Source organism: Salinibacterium sp. NK8237 (assembly GCF_015864955.1).
Lineage (GTDB): Bacteria > Actinomycetota > Actinomycetes > Actinomycetales > Microbacteriaceae > Rhodoglobus.
On record NZ_JADYWE010000002.1, the window covers coordinates 265844 to 289298 of the forward strand.

Consider the following 23455-nt stretch of genomic DNA (forward strand, 5'->3'; position numbering starts at 1 on the left):
TGGCCCATGAATGGTTTCGGCTCAATCCTTCTTGCCGTTTCTTTATTTTTGATGTCTGTAGCATTCGTTTCGTATCAAGCTCAGGAAGCTCAGGAAGCTCAGACTCTCCTGACGAGGATCGCCCATCGTCTGGATTCGTTGGAAAATGCTTCGAGCGCGAGAGTTGAACTCGAAGACTTCGAAACGCTGGCTTCCGCGTTGACGGGCGCCACTACTACGCTTCGATCTGCTACAGAAGAATGTGTTAATCGACAGTCACGTCGCCTTAGCTGGGCGGAGCGGGTTGAGGTCTTGAGAACAGGACGATGGAATTGAGGTGTTCGCACTTGCTCAGTTCAGCCGCTGGCTAGCGAGATACTCGTTGAGATCTCAACTGGTTGCAACTCGGTGTAGAGGAACGTTCACCGGGCTGACCCTATTCGGTTGAGCGTGAACAATTTGATCATCACGAGTCTCTGCGTGATCGCGAGTGCTGCTTGTGGTCGTGCGCCCGAATTCGATATTTCCGTGCAGGGACACGCAGGAACGTCTTCTAATCGCATTGCCGTTCGCGACAGCAGATAGAGTCGAGCCGTCCGAAGGCTTCGACCGCGTTGGAAAGAGCGAATATGCCACTTGACTTCAACCCATATGACTTTGCTAACCCAGTACAAGACGGCGACGTCTTCGCCGGTCGTAAAGCCCAACGCGACGACGTCAAATATTACCTAAATCAAGCTCGTTGGACACGCCCGATGCATCTGGCTCTCACGGGCGAGCGGTCAGCTGGCAAAACGAGCATGCTGAACATGGTTGCGCAGCAAGCAAAAATGCTCGACTTCAGCGTGGTCAGATTTGACCTAAACATCGGTGATGCGACCCCGACTCCGTTCTTCCAGAGATTGTACGACGCTATTCTTTTGGCAATTGTGAAAGAGGGGCATTTCGGGGGTATTGAGGGGCGTACGTGGTGCAGCTATCGGGATCTTGTCGACTCGGGAGTCCATGTTGGTGATTTGCCGCTGCGGTTCCCCTCGCACGTTTGCGCGGTGATGGACGGCACCCGACCTCTCTCGATTGCGGTGCTCACTGATGATCTACTAGCCATTCAGGCAGAGTCGACAAAGAAAATTGTCGTAATTTTAGATGAATGCGATGTCCTGTCTTCAAGCCCCGAAACTCTGCAAATTCTACGAAATTTGTTCACGGTTCTGGACCGTTTTATGTTCGTTATCGCGGGCACACCGCGTCTGTTCCCAGTGATCGACGATGTGTTTTCCCCCATAGTGCGGCAGTTCAAGAAAGTTTCTATTTCTGCATTTGAAGACGAGGCTGAAACAGAAGCCTGCATACTTCAACCTCTTGAGATCATTGGAATTGAGCCTAACGACCTGATTGCGAATCGGCAGGCGTTGGTGAATGAGATCCACGATCTGACAGGTGGTCGTCCTTATGAGATACAGCTGCTCTGTCACACAATGTTCCGGCGGGTCCAGGAGGGCTCCGAGCCATACCTGATCGTGAACTTAGAAGCGCTCGAACAAGTTCGTTTAGACCTAGAGCACAGCCAGGCTCATAACCTCGGCAGGATGTCGCATCTTTATGCTGGTCTAAAGCCCTCAAGTTTGGTTGCGATTCAGATGATTCAGCGGGTCCGCGACGCTACGCGTGATTCTGCATTTACCGGATCAGTCCTCGAAGTATCAAATGGGGCGGCGGAGCTAAGTAAAGCTGAATTTTGCGCAGAAGTAGACCACTTGCTGGGACTTGGTGTGATCGAGGAGTCAGACTCGAATTTGCGGCTTCTCGGCGACCAATTTGACGAGGTCTACCTGCGCTACTCGGCTGCATCCCGAAACGTCTTTATCTCGGCTTTCCCCGTCCCGTTGGAGGTCGTGTTCGGAAGCGAATTGCGGGATGTCCTCGGATTTGACAAAGACCATGTGCCCCACAACTCGTGGTCGCAGCTCTCGGTAACCGCTCTGCAGAAACGTATTGTGGGGATGCTGTCGCAGGAGACTGGGGATGGTGCCGGACACCATGGTTATCAGGATTGGATCTCCTTGTATCCCGCGATATATCAGGCTCAGCGGGAAGGCCGGGATCACTTCATAGTTTCTAGCTACATCGCAGAGCTCCAAGGCGTGACGCTTGCGGCCTACTTCCCTCTCATGAAAGCCGGCCTCGAGGAAGACGTTGTAAGCGACTCGGTGGAACAATTCAAATCGCGAGTATCGAACTTCGGTGGAGAGCTCAGGGTTGTCGACCTAAGAATTTCGCTTGATGGCGTTGGGTCATTGGAAACCCTCTTGCCCGTCAACGAGAATATTGCGCGTTCCGCTGGTTACTTTCACGAGCGACAGGGCTTCAGCGCCTACCGCGAAGGTGAATTCGAAGAATCACTAATCCAATTCAAAAAAGCGATAGCCTTGCGAGCGTCGGCGGGTAGGGCAATCGCGGCTGCATTTCAGCTTCTCCTGCTGGGTCGTTGGGCGGAAGCAGTGGAAATGTCGGACTTGAGTATGAAATACCCAGTAGAACGTGAAGCTGAGTATCTGCGCCCGTTGGCAGATTTTGACGCTGCAGTGGCCCATGTGATGTTGGGAGAGTTTCAAAAATCAGAGACACGGCTAGAGGCCGTGATCGCTTCTAAAGCTAGTGTTGCCGAGCGAGACACAATCTATCTTGTCACTGCGGTGCGGGATGAGGATAGCAGTTTCGTAGTGGAGCAGGCCAGCGGTGAGGTCCGGGAGGTCGCCGCGCAGTTGCTGGCAGCAATTCGAGCCTAGCCATCAACCCAGGAAACACCAGCCAAATCCACGTTCTTCGCTGAATCGATGAATGCGCGCTGTCTGCTGTGAAGCGTCGCGGACCGAAATGAAACTCCATCGAGCACGATGCCATCGAAGTCCAACGTTGATAAGTCCACGTCGGCGAGATTCGCACTTTGAAATGATTGCGCGCTTTTATCGGTTGAATTGCATACATGTTCAAGGGCAAGCTTGAGCGCGAACTCGTTTTGATCGCTCGCTGAGCGGGTCCGAATGAAGGAAGCCAACGTGGCGCGGATGGTCGAATCGGCACCCGCTGGCCCAGCATCGACTATGGATGACAGCGTTACCACACCAGCTAGACGTAGGGTCGCGCTCTCAGAACCTAGCTGGCCGGCAGCAGCCGCATAGGTGTCGGACCACGCCACTGACCGATCTAGGATGCGTGAGGAACGAAACTCCACAACTTGCCAAAGCGCTGAAAATACAAGTGCAGTGGCGGAGATTCCTCCCAACGCAGTCAGGACTGACGTCCTAGCGGTTTGAAGCGCATCCGCTCTCTCCACCGCGCTGAGCGAATCAGAATCTACATCGCTAAACTCCAGAATTCTGTTTGGCCAAGTCGTGAGCGCGCAAATTGTCACAAATACTAGCGCGCCGAGGACTAGAAACAGGAGGAGATAAGGTGCGACGACCTCAAATATTCGCTTCATAAGCTAATGCTATGTGGCAGGGATGGCACATTGACATATGCGTAACCGCACAGCTGGGCCGACAGGGGAATTGAGGCGAATTGTGTGTGCAACGCTGTCGAGCACTGCACACTCAGGCCATTTTGCTGAGCTCGCGTGTCTCAGTTTCGGGCCACGGGGGTGTCCCCCAAACAGAGGATAGACCCGTCACCCAGACCCCCCTTTAACGGGTAGTTCCGCATGTTTCCGGGGTTTTTGCCTTGTTTCAGAGTGATTTCGCCCCTAGTTTTAGTGAACAGGAAGCAGAGGGGTCTGCATCCTTTTTATTCGTCTGGGGGACGATTTTCATGGGGAGAGTTCCGTTTTTAACGGCCTTTGTCACAATTGTGATTGTTGGAGTAGTACCGTTCGTCGGGGGAGGCGGACCAGGGCTCACCGAGAGCGCAACAGCTAATGCTGCTGCTCGTTCGCCGCTGTTCGCATCGACGGCTACGGCTCCGATCGAAGAGTCGGTCGACGTTGTTGCCATTGCCAGCCTCGAGCGCGTTACTGAAGACTCGTTGGCTGCAGCGATCACGGCTGAAGCCAAGTCGTTGACCACAGACTCTGAGCATCTTGCTCAGAAGGTCGTGCCGGAGCCAGTTGTGGTCGTAACGCAGAGCACGAACGCCACAGGGTACACAAGCAGCGGCAGCACGTACTTTGCCCAAAACGGCTCAACCTCTGCCTCGGCGGGCCAAGCATGCCCTACCGCGGTCGGCGGTAGCGTTTCTGGTGCACCAAGCCGCACCTCTTCACAGGGCGTAGCGGGCACCACATCGGGCGATCTCTCATCCTTCGCCTACGCCTACAACGCGATGCGTGTTGCTAACTGCTTGCAGCCCATCGCACTGTCGAACTTCTACTACGACTCCTGCATGGAAGAGCGCCTGTTCTGGATGGCAGAATCACCGAGCTCGAACCCGCTCGATGGGTGGGGCCACAACGGCACCACTCGCTCTGACGGTGTCGCCGCTCGTGGTTGCGACGGAAACCTCGCCGGAGGCACCGGCAACTCTGGCGCAACCGTGGCATCCAAGTGGTGGTATTCGGCCGCACACCAAGCATCGCTCTACCGCCCAGGCACCAGCACCAGCGGCGTCTGCATCGCTTTCGCGATGACTCACGGTGGAGTCGATGAGCCTTACAGTTTTACCCGCGCAGCAGCACGATGGACGTACTGCTAGGCCCACTCGAAGCGCTGAGTCACGACATCCGGGTACGATAACCGAGTGACTGATTCAGCCAGTAGTGAGCCGAAAGCGCCGGGAGGAATACGCGCGTTTATAACTGAGCACCCCACCGCATCCACGGTGACGGTTGCAGTGGTTGTATTCGTACTACTCGCAGTAGTAGCCGTATTCGCCGGAATTTCGGTTGGCTCCGCTAACTCGGCAGTTGATGTCACCCCAGACGAAGTCACTGTTGAGCAGCGGAGCCAACCGGATGCTACACCCGAAGCGGTTGCCGTGCGCACGTGTTCGGTAGATTCGCTTGCCACTGTTTCGGCGTTCCCCTCGCTCGTTGGTGTGGTGACGGATGCGTCCAGCGGTGAGGTTCTCTGGGATCGCGATGCAGATACTGCCGCTAGCCCCGCGCACATCGTCACAGCGTTGACCGGCGCGGCGGCCCTGCAGGCTCTTGGCGCAGACACCCGCATTAGTACGACCGTCGTCGACGGTTCGTCACCTGGTGTGATTGTGCTGGTGGGCGGCGGTGATCCGACGCTCGCTACGACGAATGCGTCGTTCTACCGTGATGCGCCCCAGATCTCAGATCTGGCCTCAGAAGCGATGGCGCGCTATGAAGAACTTCATCCCGGTGTGCCCATCACTGAGATCGTGCTCGACTCCACACTGTGGAACACGAGCGATGCGTGGGATTCGAATTGGCCTGAGCGGGAGCGCACGGGTGGCTACCATTCGTATGTCCCTGCGCTCATGATCAATGGTGACCGAGCTGATCCAACTATCGCCATCAGTCCTCGCGGTACTACCCCGGTGCAGTCGGCCGGAGAAGCCTTTGCGCAGGCTGCTGGATTGCCCGGCGTCACGTTCTCCGCCGGTGCAGCCGTTGGCGACACGGTGCTTGCTGAAGTGAAATCGCAACCGGTGAGCGTGCTCGTGGAACAGATGCTGATCAGCGGCGATGACTCCTTGGCGGAATCACTGGCTCGGCTCGTCTCCAAGGAGCAGGGGCTCAGCGGCGCTGCGAGCACTCTGAACCAGGCCTTTCAAAGCGTGTTGGCGGATGCCGGGCTTGCCGATACTGGCGGCATCACCATCACCGATGGTTCAGGCTTGAGCCCCGTCAACCAAATCTCACCGCTAACTGTTGCGCAATTCATGGCGCTGGGCGCCGCGGGTGACGGCGCGATCGGTACAGCGTTCTCGATGCTTCCGGTCGGGGGCGAAAGCGGCGACCTTTATAACCGGTTTGAGGGGGATGCCGCTGCGGCATCCGGTCATGTTGTAGCCAAGTCGGGCTGGACAAACCAAGAGCACTCGCTAGCAGGAATTGTGAATGCCAAGGACGGCACCGAGTTGGCGTTTGCGTTCTATGCGATCGGCGACGGTATCTCCACTGATGCGCGCACGGCGCTCGATAACCTTGTCGCTGGCGTCTACGCCTGCGGAAGCAATCTTTCTGACTACTAAAGCCTGCGGCTGAGGGTCGCGTGATGCCGTGGCGACTTAGACTGGCATCGTGGTTGCTGCACTCTTCATCATCGATGTCCAGAACGATTTCACCGAAGGTGGCGCTTTAGGCGTCGATGGCGGTGCCGCGGTTGCGGCCGGAATCACCGACTATCTGCGGGCGAATCCTGACCGCTATGACGTCGTGATCGCTTCCCGTGACTGGCACGATGCTGACAACGACAACGGTGGCCACTTTGCTTCGGATGCCGAACCAAACTTTGTGGACACTTGGCCGGTTCACTGTGTTGCTGGCACTCCCGGCGCGGAGTACCACCCCGCTCTCGACACGTCTCTCGTGGGGATTCACGTGCGTAAGGGGCAGGGTGTTCCGGCGTACTCAATTTTTGAGGGCACGACCGACGACGACGAAACGGTGCCAGCCTTGCTGGAACGTCTCAGCGTCGACACGATCGATGTGGTCGGCATCGCGACCGATTACTGCGTGCTTGCTTCAGCGTTGGATGCTGCGGGCAGTGGCCGTGACGTCTCGGTGCTGACAGGGCTGGTTGCCGGTGTCGCGCCCGAGTCGAGCGCTGCGGCTCTCGCCACAATGGCGGAGTCGGGCATTTCTCTCGTCTCTCGCGAAGGCTGACGCGTGGCTTCCGACATGAATGAGCCAGAGCTGAACCTCCCGGGCTTCATCGCGGAATCAGAAGTGTTGCCGCCGAGCAAAGGTTTGGGCTGGCGACTGCTGGCACTGTTGGTGGGGTTGGGACTGCTGCTTGGCATCGCTTTCGTGGGCGGCACTGCCGTGTTTACGTCGCTCTGGCCAACAAGCGAATCGCTGTGCGATTCCTCGGCAGGCACCTGTAGCGATGTTTCCGCAGAGCAGATCGCAGAGTTCTCGCTCATCGATCTTCCCGACGGGGTCGAGGTCGAGAGCGTTCAGTTCGCGACGGTCGAGGATGCGTTCGGGCTGCTGTACGCCACTGTCGTGCTGCCGGAGGGTGCGGCGGATCCGCTGCGCACCGGAAACTACCGCGCTGCCCCGACACTGGCCTGGGCATCCGAAGTGGATGCACTTGGGCTCGACAACGTACAGCTGTATGAGGGCAGTGAATCGACCACTGGATCTGGCTTTGAAGCAGCGAGTGGGCAGCGTGCCGATGGGCGAACCGTGATTCTCATTCGCGTGAGCCGGGCTATCTAGCGTGCCGGTCATCCCTGTCTCCGAGCTCAGCGATCCGCGCCTCGCAGACTATTCTCACCAGACCGATGTGGCGCTGCGCAAAGCTCAAGGCACTGAACACGGCCTCTATCTCGCCGAATCGACGCTCGTGTTGCAGCGGGCGCTGCGCTCGGGTCATCGCGTGCGCTCGGTGCTCGCGCTTGGAACCTCGGTTGACGAAATCGTCGAGCTTGTGGGCGACGACGTTCCCATCTTCACCGGCGACGGGTCTCTGCTCGCGGACCTCACCGGCTACGTGCTGCACCGCGGCGTCATCGCGTCGATGCACCGCCCGCCACTGCCGACGCCCGAAGCCCTGTTGGCGGATGCCCGTCGTATCGTCATCCTCGAAAACGTCGTTGACCCCACCAACGTCGGCGCCATCTTCCGCTCGGTCGCCGGCATCGGGGCGGACGCCGTGCTCGTCACCGAGCAGTGCTCCGACCCGTTCTACCGCCGCGCGATCCGAGTATCGATGGGAACCGTGCTGCAAGTGCCGTGGACTCGCATCGGCAACTGGACAGACACTCGTGAACTGCTCACGGCATCCGGCTTTCAGATCGCGGCGCTAGCCCTCGAGGATGGTGCGGTGTCGCTGCGCGATTATGCGGCGGATGCTCCCGAGAAGGTTGCGCTCGTGCTCGGCACTGAGGGCCACGGTCTCACCCGCGAGGCAATCGACGCTGCCGATTCGATCGTGCAGATTCCGATGCGTCACGGCATCGACTCGCTCAACGTTGCGGCGACCGCGGCGGTCGCGATGTTCGCGCTCGCGGTCGAGTAGCGGCAGCGGCAGCAGAAGGGAAACACCGGCCGCACGGAGCCGCAGCAGAAGGGAAACACCGGCCGCACGGAGCCGCAGCAGTCGCGTGCCTCCACAGCTCAGCAGGCCGCGCGCGCACGGGCGCGCTGCCGAGGCAGCGCACCCGCGAGCCGCTAGACGAGCAGCTGGTGCTTGGCGAGGTCCTTGTAGAGCGGGGTCGACTTCACGAGCTCAGAGTGGGTTCCGACGCCCACGACCTTGCCCTTGTCGAGCACGACGATCTGGTCGGAGTCGACGACGGTCGAGAGACGGTGCGCGATCACGATTAGCGTGCGGTTCTCGGCCACAGCATCGATGGCTTCGCGGAGCATTTGCTCGTTGAGGCCGTCCAAGCTGGAGGTCGATTCGTCGAGCAGCAGAATCGGGGGAGCCGCGAGCAGCGTGCGGGCGATTGCGAGACGCTGACGCTCTCCACCGGAAAGCATCACGCCGTCTTCGCCGACAGCGGCATCCAAACCAGCAGGGTTTCGGTCGAGCACACCCGTGAGGTTTACCGACGCGAGCACCGCGATGCATTCCTCGTCGGTTGCGTTGGGGGCGCCGATGAGAAGGTTCTGGCGCAGCGTGCCGGCGAGCACGGGAGCGTCTTGCTCGACGTAACCGATCTGGGCGCGGAGCGCTTCACGATTGAGAGCGCGAAGGTCATCGCCGCCCAAGCGCAGCACGCCCGCCGTCGGGTCATAGAAGCGTTCGATGAGGGCAAGGATGGTGCTCTTACCAGCGCCCGAGGGGCCCACGATGGCGGTGCGTTCGCCGCGCTTCACCGTGAAGCTGACGCCGCGCAGCACGGTGAGGTCGATTTCGTCGGCGGCAGCCTCTGCACCGCCGTGCTTGAGCTCGGCCAGTTCAGTTTCGACCTTTACGAGAACGGAGTCGCGGGGGTACGAGAATTCGACGTTGTCGAACGTGATGGCGGCATCCGATTCGATGCTGGCGACAGCAACCACGTCAGCGTCAGATTCGAGCTCGCTGGGCAGTTTGATGATTTCTTGGATGCGGCCGAGCGCACCGAGTGCCTGGTTGACCGCGGTGACGGCGCCGAAGGCTTGCCCGAGCGGCATGATCATGAGGAACAGGAAGAGGATGAACGCGACAAGGTCGGCGATCTCGATGGCGCCACTGGCGACGCGGTAACCACCCACACCGAGCACGACGAGGAACGATACCTGCAGCGCGATTCCGGCAATCGGAACGACGAGTGCTGAGATCTTGGCGACGCTGATGCCCATCTTCCAGGCGCCGAGAGCATCTTCGTTCACGGCCTCGATTTCACGCTCCGTGGCGTTGGATGCTCGCAGGGTACGCACGGCGGAGATCGCGCGCTCCACGGCTGCGGCCAAGTCGCCGACCTTGCGCTGAGCGCGCTGGCTGGCCACCCGGATGCGCTTCGAGAGCGTGGTAACCGTGACGACGGCGATGGCGATCACGAGCACGGTGAGGCCGAGCAGCACGGGGTCGATGATGAGCATCGCGATGAGTGCACCGATGAAGGTGATCGAGCCACCGATGGCTTCGACGAGTCCCTGCGTGAGCACAGCGCGCAGCAAGGTCGTGTCGCTGCCGACGCGGGAGACGAGGTCGCCGGTGCGGCGACGATCGAACTCCGAGATGGGGAGGTTGAGCATCCGGCTCACCAAGCGACGACGGCTGGAGAGCACGACGCCTTCACCGGTGCGCTGCAGAAGGTAGTGCTGGTAGCCGCTGATGAGTCCTGAGATGACGACGAGGCCGATGAGCAGCCACACGAGAGTGCCGAGCGATTCGTCGGCCTCAACGATCGTAATGACTTGGCTGACGAGCAGCGGCTGGGCGAGAGAAGCGCCAGCGCCGAGGATGCTCAGGATGATCACGAAGATCATGACCTTGCGGTGCTCGAAGAGGTAAGGGAGCAGCTCGCTGAACTTGGCGCGAGGGCCGTCGTCGGGGTTGTCGCGGGATCCAGAACGTCCGCGACGAGGTGCAGAGGTGTGTGAAGTCGAGCTCATGAAGTTTCTCGTTGTCCCAAAATGTAGGGCGGAGGTGCCGCGAGTGTTCAGCGACATCGGCATCAGCAATCAGCCTCTAAAACACTAAGCCTTCTGTCTGGGCGCTGCGTACAACATCCGGTGTATCTGTGCGGATGTTGCTACGCCGGTGGGTGGTGAGGGCACGCGTCGTAGGGTGAGTTCGTTGTGCGCGGGTGCGGGGCGGGGCGTGATGCGCGGGCGGTGCGCAATGCGCGGTTCGCCGGTTACGACTGCAGTGTCGCGACGATCCCGAGCGCAGCGAACACCGCACCGACGACGGCGAGCACAAATACGGCAAGCGCCCACAAGAACAGTGGGGCTGCGCTGGTTAGGCGGACGCGGTCGGTGGATGCTTGAACCAACGTTGTATGCACGGCGCGGTATCTGCGGTGCCCGACCCAGAACAGCACGGCGGTCATGATGAGTCCGAGTGCGGCAACGGCGTAGCTGCCGATGCTGACGGTGTTAAGCAGGAGCCGGGCAGAGACCAGCGCGGCAATGGCAAACGACAGCACGGTGCGCTGCCAGGCGAGAGCGGTGCGTTCCGCTTGCAGGCCGGCATCGAAGGGGCGGTCGAAGGCGCGCGTCACTGGAGCAGGATACCGATCGCGAGCAGCAGCCCGGCGACGACAACGCCGCCACCGATGGGGCCTGCAAGGTTAGGGGAGGGCAGCGGGCGACCGAGACGCAGCGACTGCTCGGCCTTCATCCAGCCGAACCACGCCTGCATCGGGGCGAGCACGCCCAGCAGAATCAGCAGTACGGATGCTCCCAGTCGGAATCCGGGAGCGATCGGCAACACGAATGCCTCCAGCGCGACACCCGCGGCGATCAGCGCGAGGGCGGTGCGGATCCACGCCAAGAACGTGCGCTCGTTCGCCAGACTGAAACGGGCATCCGGCTCAGTGCCGACGCCGTAGACACGGCGCGGAAAGCGGCGAGGAGGCGGCTGTACTGGTTCGGTCACGAGCGATCCTTCATGCCCCCGATCCTAGCGGGACGCGCGAAAGGGGGCGGCTCGATCTATTCGGTCGGCCTCACGAAGTCTTCACGGAAGTCAAAGTCACCGAGAGTTCCATTTACGAGAAACTCGCCATATTCACCGGCGGGGAGCGAATCAACGACGTCGCCGGATGCGCCCTGCCGGATCTCAAGGATCACGGTGCCGGAGTCGGGTCCACCGCCCACTAGCTCTAGTCCATCACCGGGCCGGAATACTCCCGTCATCGCTTGACCTACGATAATGACGACCCCAGGACCGTCCGCATACAGCGTGTACTTGTCGTGCATCTGAAAGGCAACTTCGCTGCCGGGAGCCGTGCTTTCGATCGGATCGCTCGTGGGAGCCGCCGAAGCTGACGCGCTCGCCTCATCGGGGATGAACGTCGGCGTCGCGGTGGAATCCGCCTCGGTGGGGCTTCCGGGCGTGCATCCGGAGACCGCAATCGCAAGGCCGAGAATCACCAGAACCCCGAGGGTTCGAGCAGAGTGCGTCATTCGTTGTGAGTTTCGCATGCCGCCAGCCTAGAGTGGGCTTCCGCAGGCTGGCTAGGTTTTCTGAAAAAGTTTCATCAGGTCACTCGACCGAAAACTATCCGGCATAGGCGCCCACAAACTACGTATTTTTGCCCGCTAACCTCTACGCTCGCGGGATGGAACACCTTCGGGATGTCATTCTTGTGCACGGCCTGTGGCACCAGCCGGCGCACTTGTCGCTCCTCACCTACGAACTTCGGGAACGCGGCATCCGGGTCACTTCACCCCTGTTGCACCGAGGCTCGCTGGCTGCCGACACTGCTGCCGTCCAAGAAGCCGTCGATGCCTGTGCGAGTGCCCCCGTGGTCGTTGGGCACTCCTACGGCGGGTCGGTGATCACCGGGTTGCGGGGCGTTCATCACCTCGTCTTCGTGGCGGCGTTCGTGCCAGACGCGGGAGAGAGCAGCGCTTCGCTCGGTGGCCCCGAGCCGCTGATCGCCCCCGCTCTCATCACTGATACCAATGGCTCGACCAGAATCGATCCAGAGCAGGCACGCGAGTATCTCTATGAAGATTGCTCCGAAGAACTCAGTCTGTGGGCGACGTCGTTGCTGCGTTCTCAGGCTCCGGGGCACGGTCGCGGAGTGCCCGGTCACATTGGCTGGCATTCCACTCGCTCGACCTATGTCGTCTGCACCCGAGACCGCGCCCTTGACCCGGAACTCCAACGGGAGATGTCTCGTCGCTGCGACTATGCCGTCGAGCTTGCCACGAGCCACTCGCCGTTCATTAGCGAGCCAAAGACGATCGCCACACTCCTAGCTTCTGCAATTTCAAGCTGAGGGTCGAGCCCTCATATCGCGGGAGCTAAGCGTGGCGACTCTGCGCCAGCTACTCGCCGCGAATCTGACGCAACAACACCGCGGTCGCGATGGCAGCGTTGGCAGCTTCTTCGCCCTTGTCCTCTTTCGAGCCCTCAAGCCCAGCACGGTCGAGGCCCTGCTGTTCGTCGTCGAGCGTGAGCACGCCAAAGCCCACCGGTTTGCCGGTCAGGATCGATACCTGCGTGAGGCCGCTGGTGGCGGCATCCGACACGTATTCAAAGTGGGGTGTACCCCCACGGATGATGACGCCGAGAGCAACAACGGCATCCGCCCCAGCATCCAGCGCTGCCTTGCTCGCGACGGGCAACTCGAAGCTGCCGGGAACCCGCACCTCAGTCACCTCGGCATTCGCCGCGGCGAGGGCGCGGTGGGCGCCGGCGAGAAGCCCATTGGTGATGACTTCATGCCACTGACCAGCGATGATCGTGACCTTGAGGCCGGTTGCGTCGGTAACGATTTCGGGGGATCCTGCGCCACTCATCAGAGGCCTTTCGCGGTAAGTCGTGCTTCGTCGAGCACGGCGGTGGTGGGGAGTTGGTGACCCATGCGGTCACGCTTCGTTTCGAGGTAACCCTCGTTGCTGGCGCCAACGCCAACAACGAGCGGCATCAGCTCGGTCACTTCGACGCCACGCTCTTCGAGCTGGCGCTTCTTCTCGGGGTTGTTGCTGAGCAACCGCACCGACGAGATGCCGAGGTCTTTGAGGATGCCGACAGCGGCCCCATAGTCGCGGGAGTCGGCAGGTAGACCCAGAGCCAGATTCGCGTCGAGGGTGTCGAGCCCGTCTTCTTGCAGGCGGTACGCCCGCAGCTTGTTGATGAGTCCGATGCCGCGTCCTTCGTGACCGCGAAGGTAGATTACGGCACCGCCCTCACGCTGCACGGTGTCAAGTGAGGCATCCAACTGGGGGCCGCATTCGCACTTGAGGGACCCAAATGCTTCGCCGGTGAGGCACTCGGAGTGAACGCGCACCAGAGTGGGCTCATCGCCGATTCGATCCAGGGTTCCCGGCGCGATGAACGCGACGTGGTCGGCACCGGTCGAGTTGTCGCGGTACGCCCGCACCGTGAACGAGCCGTGCACGGTCGGGATCGTGGTTTCGACCTCGAACGTCACCCGACTCATCTCCGGGATCGGTTCGATCGGAGCCGGGATGGTGTCGCAGCGGTTCTCTTCGAGCCAGTGCATGAGGTCCAGAATCGTGATGACGAGCACGTCTTCGCGCGCACCGAACTCGATCAGCTCCGGCAGTCGCATCATCTCGCCGGAGTCGAGCACGATCTCCGAGATCGCCGCGACCGGTCGCAGGCCCGCAAGCTTCATCAGGTCGACGGATGCCTCGGTGTGACCGTCACGCTCACGCACTCCACCATCGACGGCGCGTAGCGGCAGGATGTGGCCGGGGCGGTGCAGGCTCGCCGGCATCGAGAGCGGGTCGGCCAGCACGCGCAGAGTGTGAGCGCGGTCGGAAGCGCTGATGCCGGTGCTGAGACGGTTGGCGGCATCCACTGAGACGGTGTACGCCGTGCCGCGGGGGTCTTCGTTGTGAGCGACCATTGGCGGCAGAGCGAGGGCGTCAGCGATCTCGTTCGTCATGGGAGCGCAGATGAAGCCGGAGGAGTGGCGCACCATCCAGGCGATCCATTCTTGGCTGGCGAGCTCGGCGGAGATGATGACATCGCCCTCGTTCTCGCGACCCTCATCATCGGCAACGATGACGGGGCGACCGGCGCGGAGTGCCTCAACGGCATCGGGGATACTGGCGAGACTCATGACTCGCTCCTTTCGTGACGCGAGGGTGCGTCGGTGAACTCGGCCATCCGGGCCACGTGGCGCGCCAGAATGTCGGTTTCGATGTTGACGGAGTCGCCCACAGCGAGCGCTCCCAACGTTGTAGCGGTGAGGGTTTCGGGAATCAGCGAGACCTCAAACCAGTCGCGGCCCACAGCACTCACCGTGAGCGAGACGCCGTGCACCGCAATCGAACCCTTGCGGGCGACGAGCGGGGCGAGTTCTTCGGTGAGGCTGAAGCGCAGGATGTTCCAGCTGCCCTCATCGGTGACGCTCAGCACGGTGCTCGTGCCATCGATGTGGCCCTGCACGATGTGGCCGCCGAGGCGATCGCCGACCTGCATGGCGCGTTCGATATTCACGCGGGCGCCAGCGGCAAGCGAACCGAGCGTGCTCATGTCGAGAGTGACGCCCATGACGTCGGCCGTGAACCAGTCCGGGCCCTGATCGACAACGGTGAGACACACGCCGCTGACGCTGATCGAGTCGCCGTGGCCGGCATCCGACACCGCATTCGGGGCGCGAACGGTCAGTCGCGCGCCATCGTCGGTCGCCGCAAACTCGACGACGTCGCCGAGCTCTTCAATGATTCCGGTAAACATGGTTACGCTCTCGTTTCTGTCGCCGGGCGGGCAACAATCAGCACGTCGTTGCCCAGCGGGCGAAGTTCAGTGATGCTGAGGTCTTTCGCCTCAGCCATGGTCGATACCCCGAGCTCGCCGAGCGCCACTTGGGGGCCGCCCAACAGTTTCGGGGCGAGGTAGATGAGTAGTTCATCCGCAAGCCCCGCAGCGATGAAGGCGCTCGCGATAGTCGGGCCACCTTCAACGAAGACGCGACGGATGCCCGCCTCAAACAGTTCGCTCAGTGCCGCGTCGAGGTCGCTGCCGTCAATCTGACGCAGTTTCTCGGGGTGCTGGCGCAGTTGCGCGTCCGCCGGAATCTCGCGCCGACCGAGCACCACCGGCTGCGGCTGCCACTCGAGCAGTTCACCGGCGTCGCCCCGCGCGGTCAGGCTCGGGTCATCGGCGAGCACTGTGCCCGTGCCCACGACGATCGCATCGGCGCGCGCTCGTTGCTCGTGCACGTGCTGGCGGGCGGCGGTGCCGGTGATCCACTGGCTCGTGCCATCGGCGGCGGCAGCGCGACCATCGAGGGTGGATGCCCACTTCACGGTGACGTGCGGACGCTGCAGTCGCGTGGCCGTGAGCCACGAGTGCAAAAACTCTTCGGCCTCGGCCCGAGCGATGCCAGCGATCACTTCGACGCCACCATCGCGGAGGCGTTCAGCGCCGCCGCCGGAGTCGGGCCCAGGATCAGGCACCGCGTACACAACGCGGCTCACGCCAGCATCGAGCAGGGCTTGAGCGCACGGGCCGGTGCGGCCGTGGTGGTTGCAGGGCTCAAGGGTGACGACGGCGGTGAGGCCCGCAGCGACGTGGCGCACGCCGGTGCCCGTAGCGCTGCCACCAAGTTCACTGGCATCAACGTCGCCGGCACCGAGTTTGGCGAGGGCATCCACTTCGGCGTGTGGAGTGCCAGCGCCGTGGTGCCAGCCTTCGGCCACAATCTGGCCGGTGGCATCCACGAGCACGCAACCCACTTGAGGGTTGCCGCCGGTGATGGGGCCGTGGCCCGCCAGCGACAGCGCATGGCGCATCAGCTTCTCCAGCTGTGCCTGCTGTTCTGGTGTGATCATCCGGCTCTCGTCTCGTGGGACGCGCTCCGGGAAAATGGGTTCGAAAAACCCGCCGCTCCATTGTGGGCGCCCATAATTCGGACACCACAGATGGTTCAGCTCGTGCTTCCTCTTATCCGGACTGAGAAGTCTTGCGACTTCATTACCGTCGGTCCCGGAGTTTCACCAGGTCAACCGTTTCGAAGTTTTCACTTCGGCGCGGGTCGCGGACTATAACCGCCGGTTCGGATTCTCACCGAGCCCCGGAGCACGTTTTGCTTTGCTTAGTCTACTCAACGCGTCTCGCCGCAAACTATTCCCGCCCGAACCTCACAGTTTGTTACGGAGCTATGAGACTGCGTCAGTCGAGCAGCGGCGCCAATTCATCAAGCGAGTGGATGACGCTGACGCCGGCCGCCCGAGCTTCGTCAAGCTGGTCGGTGGTTGCGCTGCGCTCGCGGTCGAGCCACACCCCGGTGAGCCCGGCATTCGCAGCTCCCAGCGCATCCGTCGCTAAACGGTCGCCGATGTAGACCGCGGTGGCGGGGTCGACGCCGAAGAGCTCGCAGGTGTGGTGAAAGATGCGCGGGTCGGGTTTGGTGTGTCCGAATTCGCCGCTCGCGACGAGGTGCTCGATTCGGTGGGTGAGGCCGACTGTCTCGACCTTGCGCGTCTGAAAGTCGAGTTCGCCGTTGGTGATGATGCCGAGGCGGGTGGCGGGGGAGCGGGCCTCGAGCGCGTCGAGACAAGCCAGGGCGTCGTCATGCAGGTGCCAGGCGTCGCGGTAGGCCTCGAAGTAGGTATCGAACCACAGGCTGGATTCGGCGTCGGTGAGGGTCACGCCGTAGGGCTCGACGAAGCCGCGGGCGCGAGCTTGCCGTTGCCCTTCGAAGGTCAGTTCGCCGCCGAGGTAGCGGTGGTAGTGGTGCTCTTCTAGCGCGGTCCAGCGCACACTCTCCGCCGCGTCGTCGGGCCACACGGTGCTGCCGTCGCTGGTCGGCCCCGCAGCGAACGCAGCGCCGAGCGATCGCCGGTGGTTGCGAATGCCAAGGTCGACGGATGCCCGGTGGGCAAACAGGGTGTCGTCAAGGTCAAAGAGGGCGACGGTGAATGTCATGCACGTCCATTTCGGGTCATGTCGGCCACGGCAGCGCCGCGTGGGCTGGTTCAGCGGTCTCAGCGTTGTCGGCAGTGAGGCGAGCGTGCCAACACAGCGGGTGGGTCTCGTCACGAAATTGACCCAACGCAGGCGCCGTGCCGGTGTATTCGAAGCCGACTTTCTCGGCAACGCGCGCCGAAGCGACGTTGCCCACAATCGCTTCCCAGCGGATGTCGGTGTGCCCCACTGAGTGGAGCCAGCTCACAACAGCAGCCACAGCTTCGGGCATGAAGCCGTTGCCGCGGTGGGGAGCCCCCAACCAATAGCCGAGCGCAGAACTCTTCACGTTGAATCCAACGACACCAAGCAGCAGCGGATCGCCGGATCGGTGAATAGCCCACGTGAATTCGGAGCTCTCTGCCCACCACTGGGGTGCGAGTTCATTAATGAACCCGTCCGCATGCTCCCGCTCGTAGGGCCACGGGATAGGAACCGCCTCTTTGAGCACGGTGTCCTGACAGTACGAGGTCATCACATCGACATCCGCGTTAATGAGCGCGTCGAGAGTAAGCCGTTCGGTCGTCAGGGCAACGGGCTGCATGCGTTGCTCGCTAGACCGGCCACGGCTGGCCGGACTCGACCTCGTACGTGGGGTTCTCATCGGGAGCGGTGAGCGTTGCCCACCACGATGGCGGATGCGTGCCACCACGGTATTCGCTCGAGGCGGGCTCGATGCCGGTGTAGATGAAGCCGAGGCTCTTCGCGATGGCGGCCGAGGCTTTGTTGCCCACGAGGGCCTCCCAGCGCACTTCGGGGCGACCAGTGGAGAAGACCCAGCGGCATACCTCCGCGACGGCTTCTTTCATGAGGCCTTTGCCGCGGTGGGGTTCGCCCATCCAGTAGCCGATGGTGTCGTTGTAGAGGCGGAAGCTGATGACGCCGAGCAGCTCGGGCTTGCCGGTTTCGCGGATCGCCCAGGTGTATTCATCGTCATCTTCCCACCACTGCGCTACGAGGTTGTTGATGAAAAATTCGGCATCCGATGCAACGTAGGGCCACGGGATCGTGAGCGTGTGCTCGAAGATCGGGTCTTGGCAGTACGCAGTCATGAGCTCGACATCGTCACCGGTGAGGGCGTCGAGGGTGAGGCGTTCGCTGGCGAGATTAAAGACCTGCATTAGCGCACCCGCGGCAAGAAACCGATTCGGTCATAGACGCGGTCGATCGTCTTCTGAGCCATCTCGTTGGCGCGCTCGGCGTTCTTGCTGAGCATGCGGTCGAGTTCGGCAGGGTCATCCAACAGTTCGAGCGTGCGGGCGCGCACGGGAGCAAACTCTTCGGTAACAACCTCGGCAACTTCTTTCTTGAGATCGCCGTAGCCTTTGCCCTCGAATTGCGCTTCAAGGTCGGCAATGGATGTCCCACTAAACGTGGAGTGCAGCGTGAGCAGATTCGAGACGCCGGGCTTTGCCCCGCGGTCGAAACGAATCTCGCGGTCAGCATCCGTGACGGCAGATTTGATCTTCTTTGCCGTCTTGGAGGGCTCGTCGAGCAACCACAGCACTCCGGAATCGGTCGCCGCCGATTTGCTCATCTTCGACTCAGGGTTCTGCAGGTCGTAAATTTTGGCGGTGGCCTTCTGAATCTGCGGTTCCGGCATCACAAAGGTGTCGCCGAATCGCGAATTGAAGCGGGTGGCCAGGTCGCGCGTGAGCTCAATGTGCTGACGCTGATCTTCGCCCACCGGCACAATGGCGGTGTCGTAGAGCAGGATGTCGGCGGCCATCAGCACCGGGTACGTGAAGAGGCCAACGGAGGCGGCATCCGATCCCTGCTTGGCTGACTTGTCTTTGAACTGGGTCATTCGCGAAGCTTCACCGAATCCGGTGATGCTGTTGAGCACCCAGGCGAGCTCGGCGTGCGCCGGGACCTGCGACTGCACAAATAACACAGAGTGTTCAGGGTCGATGCCGCCGGCAATGTATTGCGCGGCGGTGCGACGAGTTTGGGCGCGCAGCAACGCGGGCTCCTGCGGAACGGTGATGGCGTGCATGTCTACTACGCAGAAGACTGCGTCGTAGTTCTCTTGCATCTCGCGCCACTGCAGGAGCGCCCCAATGTAGTTGCCTACGTGGAGCGAATCGGCAGAGGGCTGCATGCCTGAAAACAGGCGAGGTGTGGTGCTCATGGGCTAATTCTTTCAGATTGAATAGTCAACAACGACGGGAGCGTGATCGCTCCAGCGCTCATCCCAGGCGCCGGCCTTGTCGATGCGGTAATCCGCAACGGTAGCCGCGAGCGCGGGGGTGGCGACGTGGTAGTCGATACGCCAACCAGTGTCGGTGTCGAAAGCTTGGCCGCGCTGCGACCACCAGGTGTAGGGGCCGTCGACTTCACCAGCGAACTGGCGACCGACATCCACCCAGCCCAGGCCGGGGCCGGTCGTGCCGTCAACGCACTCGATGGTCTCGCCGGCGGCACCGAAGAAGCGGTCGAAGTAGGCGCGCTCTTCGAGCAAGAAGCCGGCCTTCTTGCGGTTGCCGCGCCAGTTCTTAATGTCGAGTTCGCGGTGGCCAACGTTGAGGTCGCCGACGATGAGGGCGTGGTCGCTGTGGGCGGCAAGCTCGGGCAGGCGCACAAGCATGGCCTCGAGGAACTTGTACTTCTCTACTTGCTTCGGAGTATCAACAACGCCCGAGTGAACGTAGGTGCTCACGACAGTGACGGTCTTACCGGCAACGTCGAAGTCTGCTTCAAGCCAGCGCCCGGCGCTGTCGAAGTCGTCGGCGCCGAGAGCTACGCGATGAGCAAGAGGGGCGGATGCCGCAGAACCCTTGCGTGAGGCCAGCGCGACTCCTGCGCGACCCTTGGCCGTCGCGGCATCGTGCAGGATATTCCAGCCATCGCCGAGCAGACCTTCGATGTCGGCATCGGCGGCGCGAACCTCTTGCAGCGCCAGAATGTCGATGTCACGAGCATCTAGCCAGTCGCCCATGCCCTTGCGGTAAGCGGCGCGAACACCATTGACGTTGACGGATGCGATGCGAAGACGTGTTGCCATGTCTCAAGACTACCGAGCGCCACTGACCCTGTGGTGACCGTCAGCTACCTCTTGCTGTTGCGCTTCATCATCCGTTTGAAGGTGCGCTTGAACTTCACTTCGTTGGCCTTGTCGAGTTCGCTCTGCTCTTCGGGTGTTGCCTGCGGTGTGCGGCTGGCCTGACGTTGAGCTTTGCGATCGGCTTTGACGGCCTTGTTGGCTTTCGCCTCATCGGCGGCCTTGGTCGCCGCCACTGCCCGCGGCGCCTCGGCGTCACGCTTCTCGCCGCTGATGTCGAGGTCTGCGTCATCGGCGGAGACTGCAATCCACGCCGAACCGATGAGAATGATTTGGCAGATCAAGTTGAACCAGATCAGCAAACCAATAATCACGGCGAAGGATGCCAACAGCGGGTTGCGGGTGGCACCTTCCAGCAAGAAAGTTCCCCCAAATTTCAGGGCGCCAAGAGCGACGGCAGCAATGATCGTTCCCTGAGCGAGCACACGGAAGGGGATCTTGATGCCGGAAACTACGCGATAGAACACGGCGAGAGTGGCCGTGTCGAGAAGCAACACGATGAGCAGAGCCACCCCTCGAGTGGCAATGATCGCGACATCAGAGTCTTCATCGATCGACACGAGGCCGAGAATCCAGTTCAGAGCGGCGGAACTCGCGACAGACATTGCAGCCGATAACAGAACGGCAAGACCGAAGCCGATCGCAAGCCCGGCATCCTTGAGCTTGAGAATGAGAAAGTTCGTTTCTGAACTCTCAAGGCCAAACATGGAACGAACGGCGTCGCGACCGGAGGCTATCCATCCCAGAGCAGTAAAGGCCAAACCGAAGGCAGCGATGGCACCGGTGATACCCAGAATGCTCGTGTCGGCGAGGGTGTCGCGGCTGATCGCACCATTGCCGCTGCCGTCACCAATCAGCCCTGGGATGTTCGTAGAGATGAAGTCATAGACGGCATCGAGCAGCACAGGATCGCCTTGAACGATGAACCCGGCAACCGCAAAGCCGACCCAGATCGAGGCGAAGACGGCGAAGATGGCCTGATAGGACAGGCCAGAAGAAAGAAGCGGCCCCAACTTGTCGGCGTAGTGCATAAAGACACGCACCGGGCGTAGCTGGAGGACCCACTCAATGGCTGGTTTCAGTCGTTGCGCAAGCTGCATCCAATAAGAATAGCTAGGCTGTCTGTGCGTAACTCAGAGGAGAGGTCAGATCACATGGAACTTCAGGGTGTTGGAGTCGGACGATCGGTTGCTGTCGGAAAAGTCGTGCGGATGCCCGACCCCCTTCCGGAACCGAAAGATGCTCGCCATTCCGGCGATGCTGCAGCAGAGAAAGAAGCGGCAGCATCCGCACTCACTTTTGTGGCTGCTGACCTTCGTGCCCGCGCAGAAAAAGCGGATGCCGAAGCCAATGAGGTTCTCACTGCTACAGCCCTCATGGCTGAAGACCCCTCGATTCTCGACAGCGTCAACGAACTGATCGACGGCGGCAAAGCTGCCGAGCGCGCAGTGTTCGAGGCCTTTGCTTCGTTCCGCGAGATGCTGATTTCGCTCGGCGGAATGATGGCCGAGCGTGCCACCGACCTCAGTGACGTGAGCCAGCGTGTGGTCGCTCGCTTGCGTGGCGTTGAAGCCCCGGGTGTTCCGCAGCGCGATGAGCCGTTCGTGCTCGTTGCCGATGACCTCGCTCCGGCCGACACAGCGCTGCTTGAGCTCGACAAGGTTCTCGCTCTCGTCACCCGCCAGGGTGGGCCGACGAGCCACACCGCGATCCTCGCTCGCTCGAAGGCGATCCCCGCCATCATGGGCGTCGCCGAAGCTCTTGACCTCGCCGATGAGACTCTCGTGATTGTGGATGCCGGTGCCGGCACCATCACAACAGAGCCCACCGCTGAGCAAGTCTCCGCAGCAGAGGCTCGCATTGCCGAGCTCGCTGCCGCAGCAAATGCCCCAATCACTGATGGAGCTCTCGCTGACGGAACTCTCGTTCCCCTCCTCGCCAACCTCGGCACTCCCTCTGAGGCCGCGCAGGCTGTCGAACTTGGCGCTGAAGGTGTCGGCCTCTTCCGCACCGAGCTCATGTTCCTCGATGCCACGTCGGCCCCCACGGTTGAGGAGCAGACCAAGGAATACACCGAGATGCTGCAGCATTTCCCGGGCAAGAAGGTTGTCGTTCGTGCCCTCGACGCCGGTGCAGACAAGCCGCTGAGCTTCATGGACATGGGCGAGGAAGTAAACCCCGCCCTCGGCCAGCGGGGTCTTCGCTCGCTGCGCGTCAACGAGAACATCCTGCGCGACCAGCTCACCGCTCTCGTCAACGCTCAGAACGCTACCGACGCCGACCTCTGGGTGATGGCCCCGATGGTGTCGGATGCCGAAGAGACCGACTACTTCGTCTCCCTTGGTCGCGAGCTTGGCCTCAACACCGTCGGCGTCATGGCCGAGGTTCCCTCGCTCGCCGTTCTCGCTGACCAGGTTGCCGAACGCAGCGACTTCGTCTCGATCGGCTCCAACGACCTCACCCAGTACACGCTGGCTGCGGACCGGATGCTCGGCACTCTCGCCAAGTTCCAAGACCCGTGGCACCCTGCCGTGCTCCGCATGGTGAAGATGCTCGGAGACGCCGGAGCCGCAGCGGGCAAGCCCGTCGGAGTCTGTGGTGAAGCTGCCGCCGATCCGCAACTCGCCATCGTCCTTGTCGGTCTGGGGGTCACGAGCCTTTCGATGACGCCCGCGGCGCTCGCCGACGTGCGCGCCGAGCTTTTGACGGTCACGCTGGAGCAGGCCAAGGCTCGCGCCGCGGCCGCCATCAACGCGACCACCGGACCGACCGCTCGTGAGGCTGCCGCGAACGCTGCCTAGCGGCTCACACCTCACCCTCTCGTAGCGCCACGTTCCTTCCGGGGACCGTGGTGCTACGTCGTTAACGTGCTGTTGCCAGCCGCACTGCGTCGATCATTAACGTTTTTTTGAGCAGCCGCCCGTTTCTGCCCAGTGGCGATGGAGGGGTAGCGAGAAGACGTCGTGCTCGCACGGGATCGAAAGTGGTCCAGCGGTGGAGCGAGGTTCGAGTTTTATGGGAGCGTGCACACTCGAACGCAAAAATGTCTCGTGTATGCCGCGAGCGGCGGTCGGGGTACAAAAGAAGCGCGCTGGTGGCGGCATAATGGTGAGCCATTTGTTGGGGAGACGAACATAATTGGTGGCCCTGAGCTGCAACGTGGTCGTGCGTGGAGTGAAATTGTGCCAGATTGACTCGCAGGCGTGAGAGCGTTCTCATCGAGCCCAGGTGG

23 protein-coding genes and 1 riboswitch are annotated in these 23455 nt (G+C 61.5%); of the genes, 8 read left to right on the forward strand and 15 right to left on the reverse strand.

Going from position 1 to position 23455, the window contains the following annotated elements; all coding sequences use genetic code 11:
• Positions 1–608: 608 nt before the first annotated feature.
• Positions 609–2768, forward strand: a complete 2160-nt coding sequence (locus I6E56_RS11650; protein WP_197138685.1) for an ATP-binding protein — start codon at positions 609–611, stop codon at positions 2766–2768.
• Here the strand turns inward: I6E56_RS11650 and I6E56_RS11655 are convergent.
• Positions 2765–3463 carry a hypothetical protein gene (locus I6E56_RS11655; protein ID WP_197138686.1) on the reverse strand — a complete coding sequence of 233 codons (699 nt, stop codon included), beginning with the start codon at positions 3461–3463 and terminating at the stop codon, positions 2765–2767. The two genes, I6E56_RS11650 and I6E56_RS11655, sit on opposite strands and share 4 nt — an antisense overlap.
• Positions 3464–3828: 365 nt before the next feature.
• Between I6E56_RS11655 and I6E56_RS11660 the strand changes: the two genes are divergently transcribed.
• The 5 genes from I6E56_RS11660 to I6E56_RS11680 are packed head-to-tail and all read left to right on the forward strand — an operon-like array spanning position 3829 to position 8132.
• On the forward strand, positions 3829–4668 hold the full coding sequence (locus I6E56_RS11660) for a hypothetical protein (RefSeq protein WP_307842842.1): 840 nt from the start codon (positions 3829–3831) through the stop codon (positions 4666–4668).
• A gap of 45 nt (positions 4669–4713) precedes the next feature.
• Positions 4714–6138, forward strand: coding sequence for a D-alanyl-D-alanine carboxypeptidase (locus tag I6E56_RS15220; protein WP_197138688.1), 1425 nt, complete (start codon positions 4714–4716; stop codon positions 6136–6138).
• Positions 6139–6187: 49 nt separating this feature from the next.
• Entirely contained in the window at positions 6188–6772 is a 585-nt protein-coding gene (locus I6E56_RS11670) for an isochorismatase family protein (RefSeq protein ID WP_197138689.1), read from the forward strand.
• Between the two features lie 3 nt (positions 6773–6775).
• A complete protein-coding gene (locus tag I6E56_RS11675) occupies positions 6776–7330 on the forward strand; it encodes a hypothetical protein (RefSeq protein WP_307842843.1) in 555 nt (184 codons plus the stop codon).
• 1 nt (position 7331) lies between these two features.
• The gene (locus I6E56_RS11680) at positions 7332–8132 is read left to right on the forward strand and encodes an RNA methyltransferase (RefSeq protein WP_197138690.1); all 801 of its coding nucleotides are present in this window, start codon (positions 7332–7334) and stop codon (positions 8130–8132) included.
• A gap of 152 nt (positions 8133–8284) precedes the next feature.
• Here I6E56_RS11680 and I6E56_RS11685 read toward each other — a convergent pair whose 3' ends face one another.
• The 4 genes from I6E56_RS11685 to I6E56_RS11700 all read right to left on the reverse strand — a co-directional run bounded on the left by I6E56_RS11685 (position 8285) and on the right by I6E56_RS11700 (position 11692).
• The gene (locus I6E56_RS11685) at positions 8285–10156 is read right to left on the reverse strand and encodes an ABC transporter ATP-binding protein (RefSeq protein WP_197138691.1); all 1872 of its coding nucleotides are present in this window, start codon (positions 10154–10156) and stop codon (positions 8285–8287) included.
• A 245-nt stretch (positions 10157–10401) separates the two neighbouring features.
• On the reverse strand, positions 10402–10767 hold the full coding sequence (locus tag I6E56_RS11690) for a DUF202 domain-containing protein (protein WP_197138692.1): 366 nt from the start codon (positions 10765–10767) through the stop codon (positions 10402–10404).
• Positions 10764–11144, reverse strand: coding sequence for a YidH family protein (locus tag I6E56_RS11695; RefSeq protein ID WP_197107834.1), 381 nt, complete (start codon positions 11142–11144; stop codon positions 10764–10766). Before I6E56_RS11695 ends, I6E56_RS11690 begins: the two co-directional genes overlap by 4 nt.
• A gap of 56 nt (positions 11145–11200) precedes the next feature.
• Positions 11201–11692: a hypothetical protein gene (locus tag I6E56_RS11700; RefSeq protein WP_197138693.1), complete on the reverse strand. Its 492-nt coding sequence runs from the start codon at positions 11690–11692 to the stop codon at positions 11201–11203.
• 137 nt (positions 11693–11829) lie between these two features.
• Here I6E56_RS11700 and I6E56_RS11705 point away from each other — a divergent pair, with 137 nt between their 5' ends.
• On the forward strand, positions 11830–12495 hold the full coding sequence (locus I6E56_RS11705) for an alpha/beta hydrolase (RefSeq protein WP_197138694.1): 666 nt from the start codon (positions 11830–11832) through the stop codon (positions 12493–12495).
• Positions 12496–12544: 49 nt separating this feature from the next.
• On the opposite strand, the gene ribH is transcribed toward I6E56_RS11705, so the two are convergent.
• The 10 genes from ribH to I6E56_RS11755 all read right to left on the reverse strand — a co-directional run bounded on the left by ribH (position 12545) and on the right by I6E56_RS11755 (position 21323).
• Positions 12545–13018, reverse strand: coding sequence for a 6,7-dimethyl-8-ribityllumazine synthase (gene ribH / locus I6E56_RS11710; RefSeq protein WP_197138695.1), 474 nt, complete (start codon positions 13016–13018; stop codon positions 12545–12547).
• The gene (ribB, locus tag I6E56_RS11715; RefSeq protein ID WP_197138696.1) at positions 13018–14310 is read right to left on the reverse strand and encodes a 3,4-dihydroxy-2-butanone-4-phosphate synthase; all 1293 of its coding nucleotides are present in this window, start codon (positions 14308–14310) and stop codon (positions 13018–13020) included. The genes ribH and ribB overlap by 1 nt, the downstream gene beginning before the upstream one ends.
• Complete coding sequence (locus I6E56_RS11720; protein ID WP_197138697.1) at positions 14307–14930, reverse strand: riboflavin synthase; 624 nt, start codon at positions 14928–14930, stop codon at positions 14307–14309. The genes ribB and I6E56_RS11720 overlap by 4 nt, the downstream gene beginning before the upstream one ends.
• Positions 14931–14932: 2 nt before the next feature.
• Positions 14933–16027: a bifunctional diaminohydroxyphosphoribosylaminopyrimidine deaminase/5-amino-6-(5-phosphoribosylamino)uracil reductase RibD gene (ribD, locus tag I6E56_RS11725; RefSeq protein WP_197138698.1), complete on the reverse strand. Its 1095-nt coding sequence runs from the start codon at positions 16025–16027 to the stop codon at positions 14933–14935.
• Positions 16028–16126: 99 nt separating this feature from the next.
• Positions 16127–16281, reverse strand: a riboswitch (FMN riboswitch).
• A gap of 86 nt (positions 16282–16367) precedes the next feature.
• Positions 16368–17123 (reverse strand): HAD family hydrolase, encoded by a 756-nt coding sequence (locus I6E56_RS11730; protein ID WP_197138699.1) that lies wholly within the window; start codon positions 17121–17123, stop codon positions 16368–16370.
• Between the two features lie 16 nt (positions 17124–17139).
• Complete coding sequence (locus I6E56_RS11735; RefSeq protein ID WP_197138700.1) at positions 17140–17706, reverse strand: GNAT family N-acetyltransferase; 567 nt, start codon at positions 17704–17706, stop codon at positions 17140–17142.
• Positions 17707–17716: 10 nt separating this feature from the next.
• On the reverse strand, positions 17717–18283 hold the full coding sequence (locus I6E56_RS11740; RefSeq protein ID WP_197138701.1) for a GNAT family N-acetyltransferase: 567 nt from the start codon (positions 18281–18283) through the stop codon (positions 17717–17719).
• Positions 18283–19293 (reverse strand): tryptophan--tRNA ligase, encoded by a 1011-nt coding sequence (trpS, locus tag I6E56_RS11745; protein ID WP_197138702.1) that lies wholly within the window; start codon positions 19291–19293, stop codon positions 18283–18285. Before trpS ends, I6E56_RS11740 begins: the two co-directional genes overlap by 1 nt.
• Positions 19294–19305: 12 nt before the next feature.
• Positions 19306–20166 carry an exodeoxyribonuclease III gene (locus I6E56_RS11750; RefSeq protein WP_197138703.1) on the reverse strand — a complete coding sequence of 287 codons (861 nt, stop codon included), beginning with the start codon at positions 20164–20166 and terminating at the stop codon, positions 19306–19308.
• A gap of 44 nt (positions 20167–20210) precedes the next feature.
• Entirely contained in the window at positions 20211–21323 is a 1113-nt protein-coding gene (locus tag I6E56_RS11755; RefSeq protein ID WP_197138704.1) for a YihY/virulence factor BrkB family protein, read from the reverse strand.
• Between the two features lie 54 nt (positions 21324–21377).
• Here I6E56_RS11755 and ptsP point away from each other — a divergent pair, with 54 nt between their 5' ends.
• The gene (gene ptsP / locus I6E56_RS11760; RefSeq protein WP_197138705.1) at positions 21378–23024 is read left to right on the forward strand and encodes a phosphoenolpyruvate--protein phosphotransferase; all 1647 of its coding nucleotides are present in this window, start codon (positions 21378–21380) and stop codon (positions 23022–23024) included.
• Positions 23025–23455 lie beyond the last annotated feature (431 nt).

Coding starts and splice junctions, on each gene's coding strand:
- I6E56_RS11650 (WP_197138685.1), top strand. CDS start 609: ATGCCACTTGACTTCAACCCATATGACTTTGCTAACCCAGTACAAGAC.
- I6E56_RS11655 (WP_197138686.1), bottom strand. CDS start 3,463: ATGAAGCGAATATTTGAGGTCGTCGCACCTTATCTCCTCCTGTTTCTA.
- I6E56_RS11685 (WP_197138691.1), bottom strand. CDS start 10,156: ATGAGCTCGACTTCACACACCTCTGCACCTCGTCGCGGACGTTCTGGA.
- I6E56_RS11700 (WP_197138693.1), bottom strand. CDS start 11,692: ATGCGAAACTCACAACGAATGACGCACTCTGCTCGAACCCTCGGGGTT.
- I6E56_RS11705 (WP_197138694.1), top strand. CDS start 11,830: ATGGAACACCTTCGGGATGTCATTCTTGTGCACGGCCTGTGGCACCAG.
- ribH (WP_197138695.1), bottom strand. CDS start 13,018: ATGAGTGGCGCAGGATCCCCCGAAATCGTTACCGACGCAACCGGCCTC.
- ribB (WP_197138696.1), bottom strand. CDS start 14,310: ATGAGTCTCGCCAGTATCCCCGATGCCGTTGAGGCACTCCGCGCCGGT.
- I6E56_RS11720 (WP_197138697.1), bottom strand. CDS start 14,930: ATGTTTACCGGAATCATTGAAGAGCTCGGCGACGTCGTCGAGTTTGCG.
- ribD (WP_197138698.1), bottom strand. CDS start 16,027: ATGATCACACCAGAACAGCAGGCACAGCTGGAGAAGCTGATGCGCCAT.
- I6E56_RS11730 (WP_197138699.1), bottom strand. CDS start 17,123: ATGACATTCACCGTCGCCCTCTTTGACCTTGACGACACCCTGTTTGCC.
- I6E56_RS11735 (WP_197138700.1), bottom strand. CDS start 17,706: ATGCAGCCCGTTGCCCTGACGACCGAACGGCTTACTCTCGACGCGCTC.
- I6E56_RS11740 (WP_197138701.1), bottom strand. CDS start 18,283: ATGCAGGTCTTTAATCTCGCCAGCGAACGCCTCACCCTCGACGCCCTC.
- trpS (WP_197138702.1), bottom strand. CDS start 19,293: ATGAGCACCACACCTCGCCTGTTTTCAGGCATGCAGCCCTCTGCCGAT.
- I6E56_RS11750 (WP_197138703.1), bottom strand. CDS start 20,166: ATGGCAACACGTCTTCGCATCGCATCCGTCAACGTCAATGGTGTTCGC.
- I6E56_RS11755 (WP_197138704.1), bottom strand. CDS start 21,323: ATGCAGCTTGCGCAACGACTGAAACCAGCCATTGAGTGGGTCCTCCAG.
- ptsP (WP_197138705.1), top strand. CDS start 21,378: ATGGAACTTCAGGGTGTTGGAGTCGGACGATCGGTTGCTGTCGGAAAA.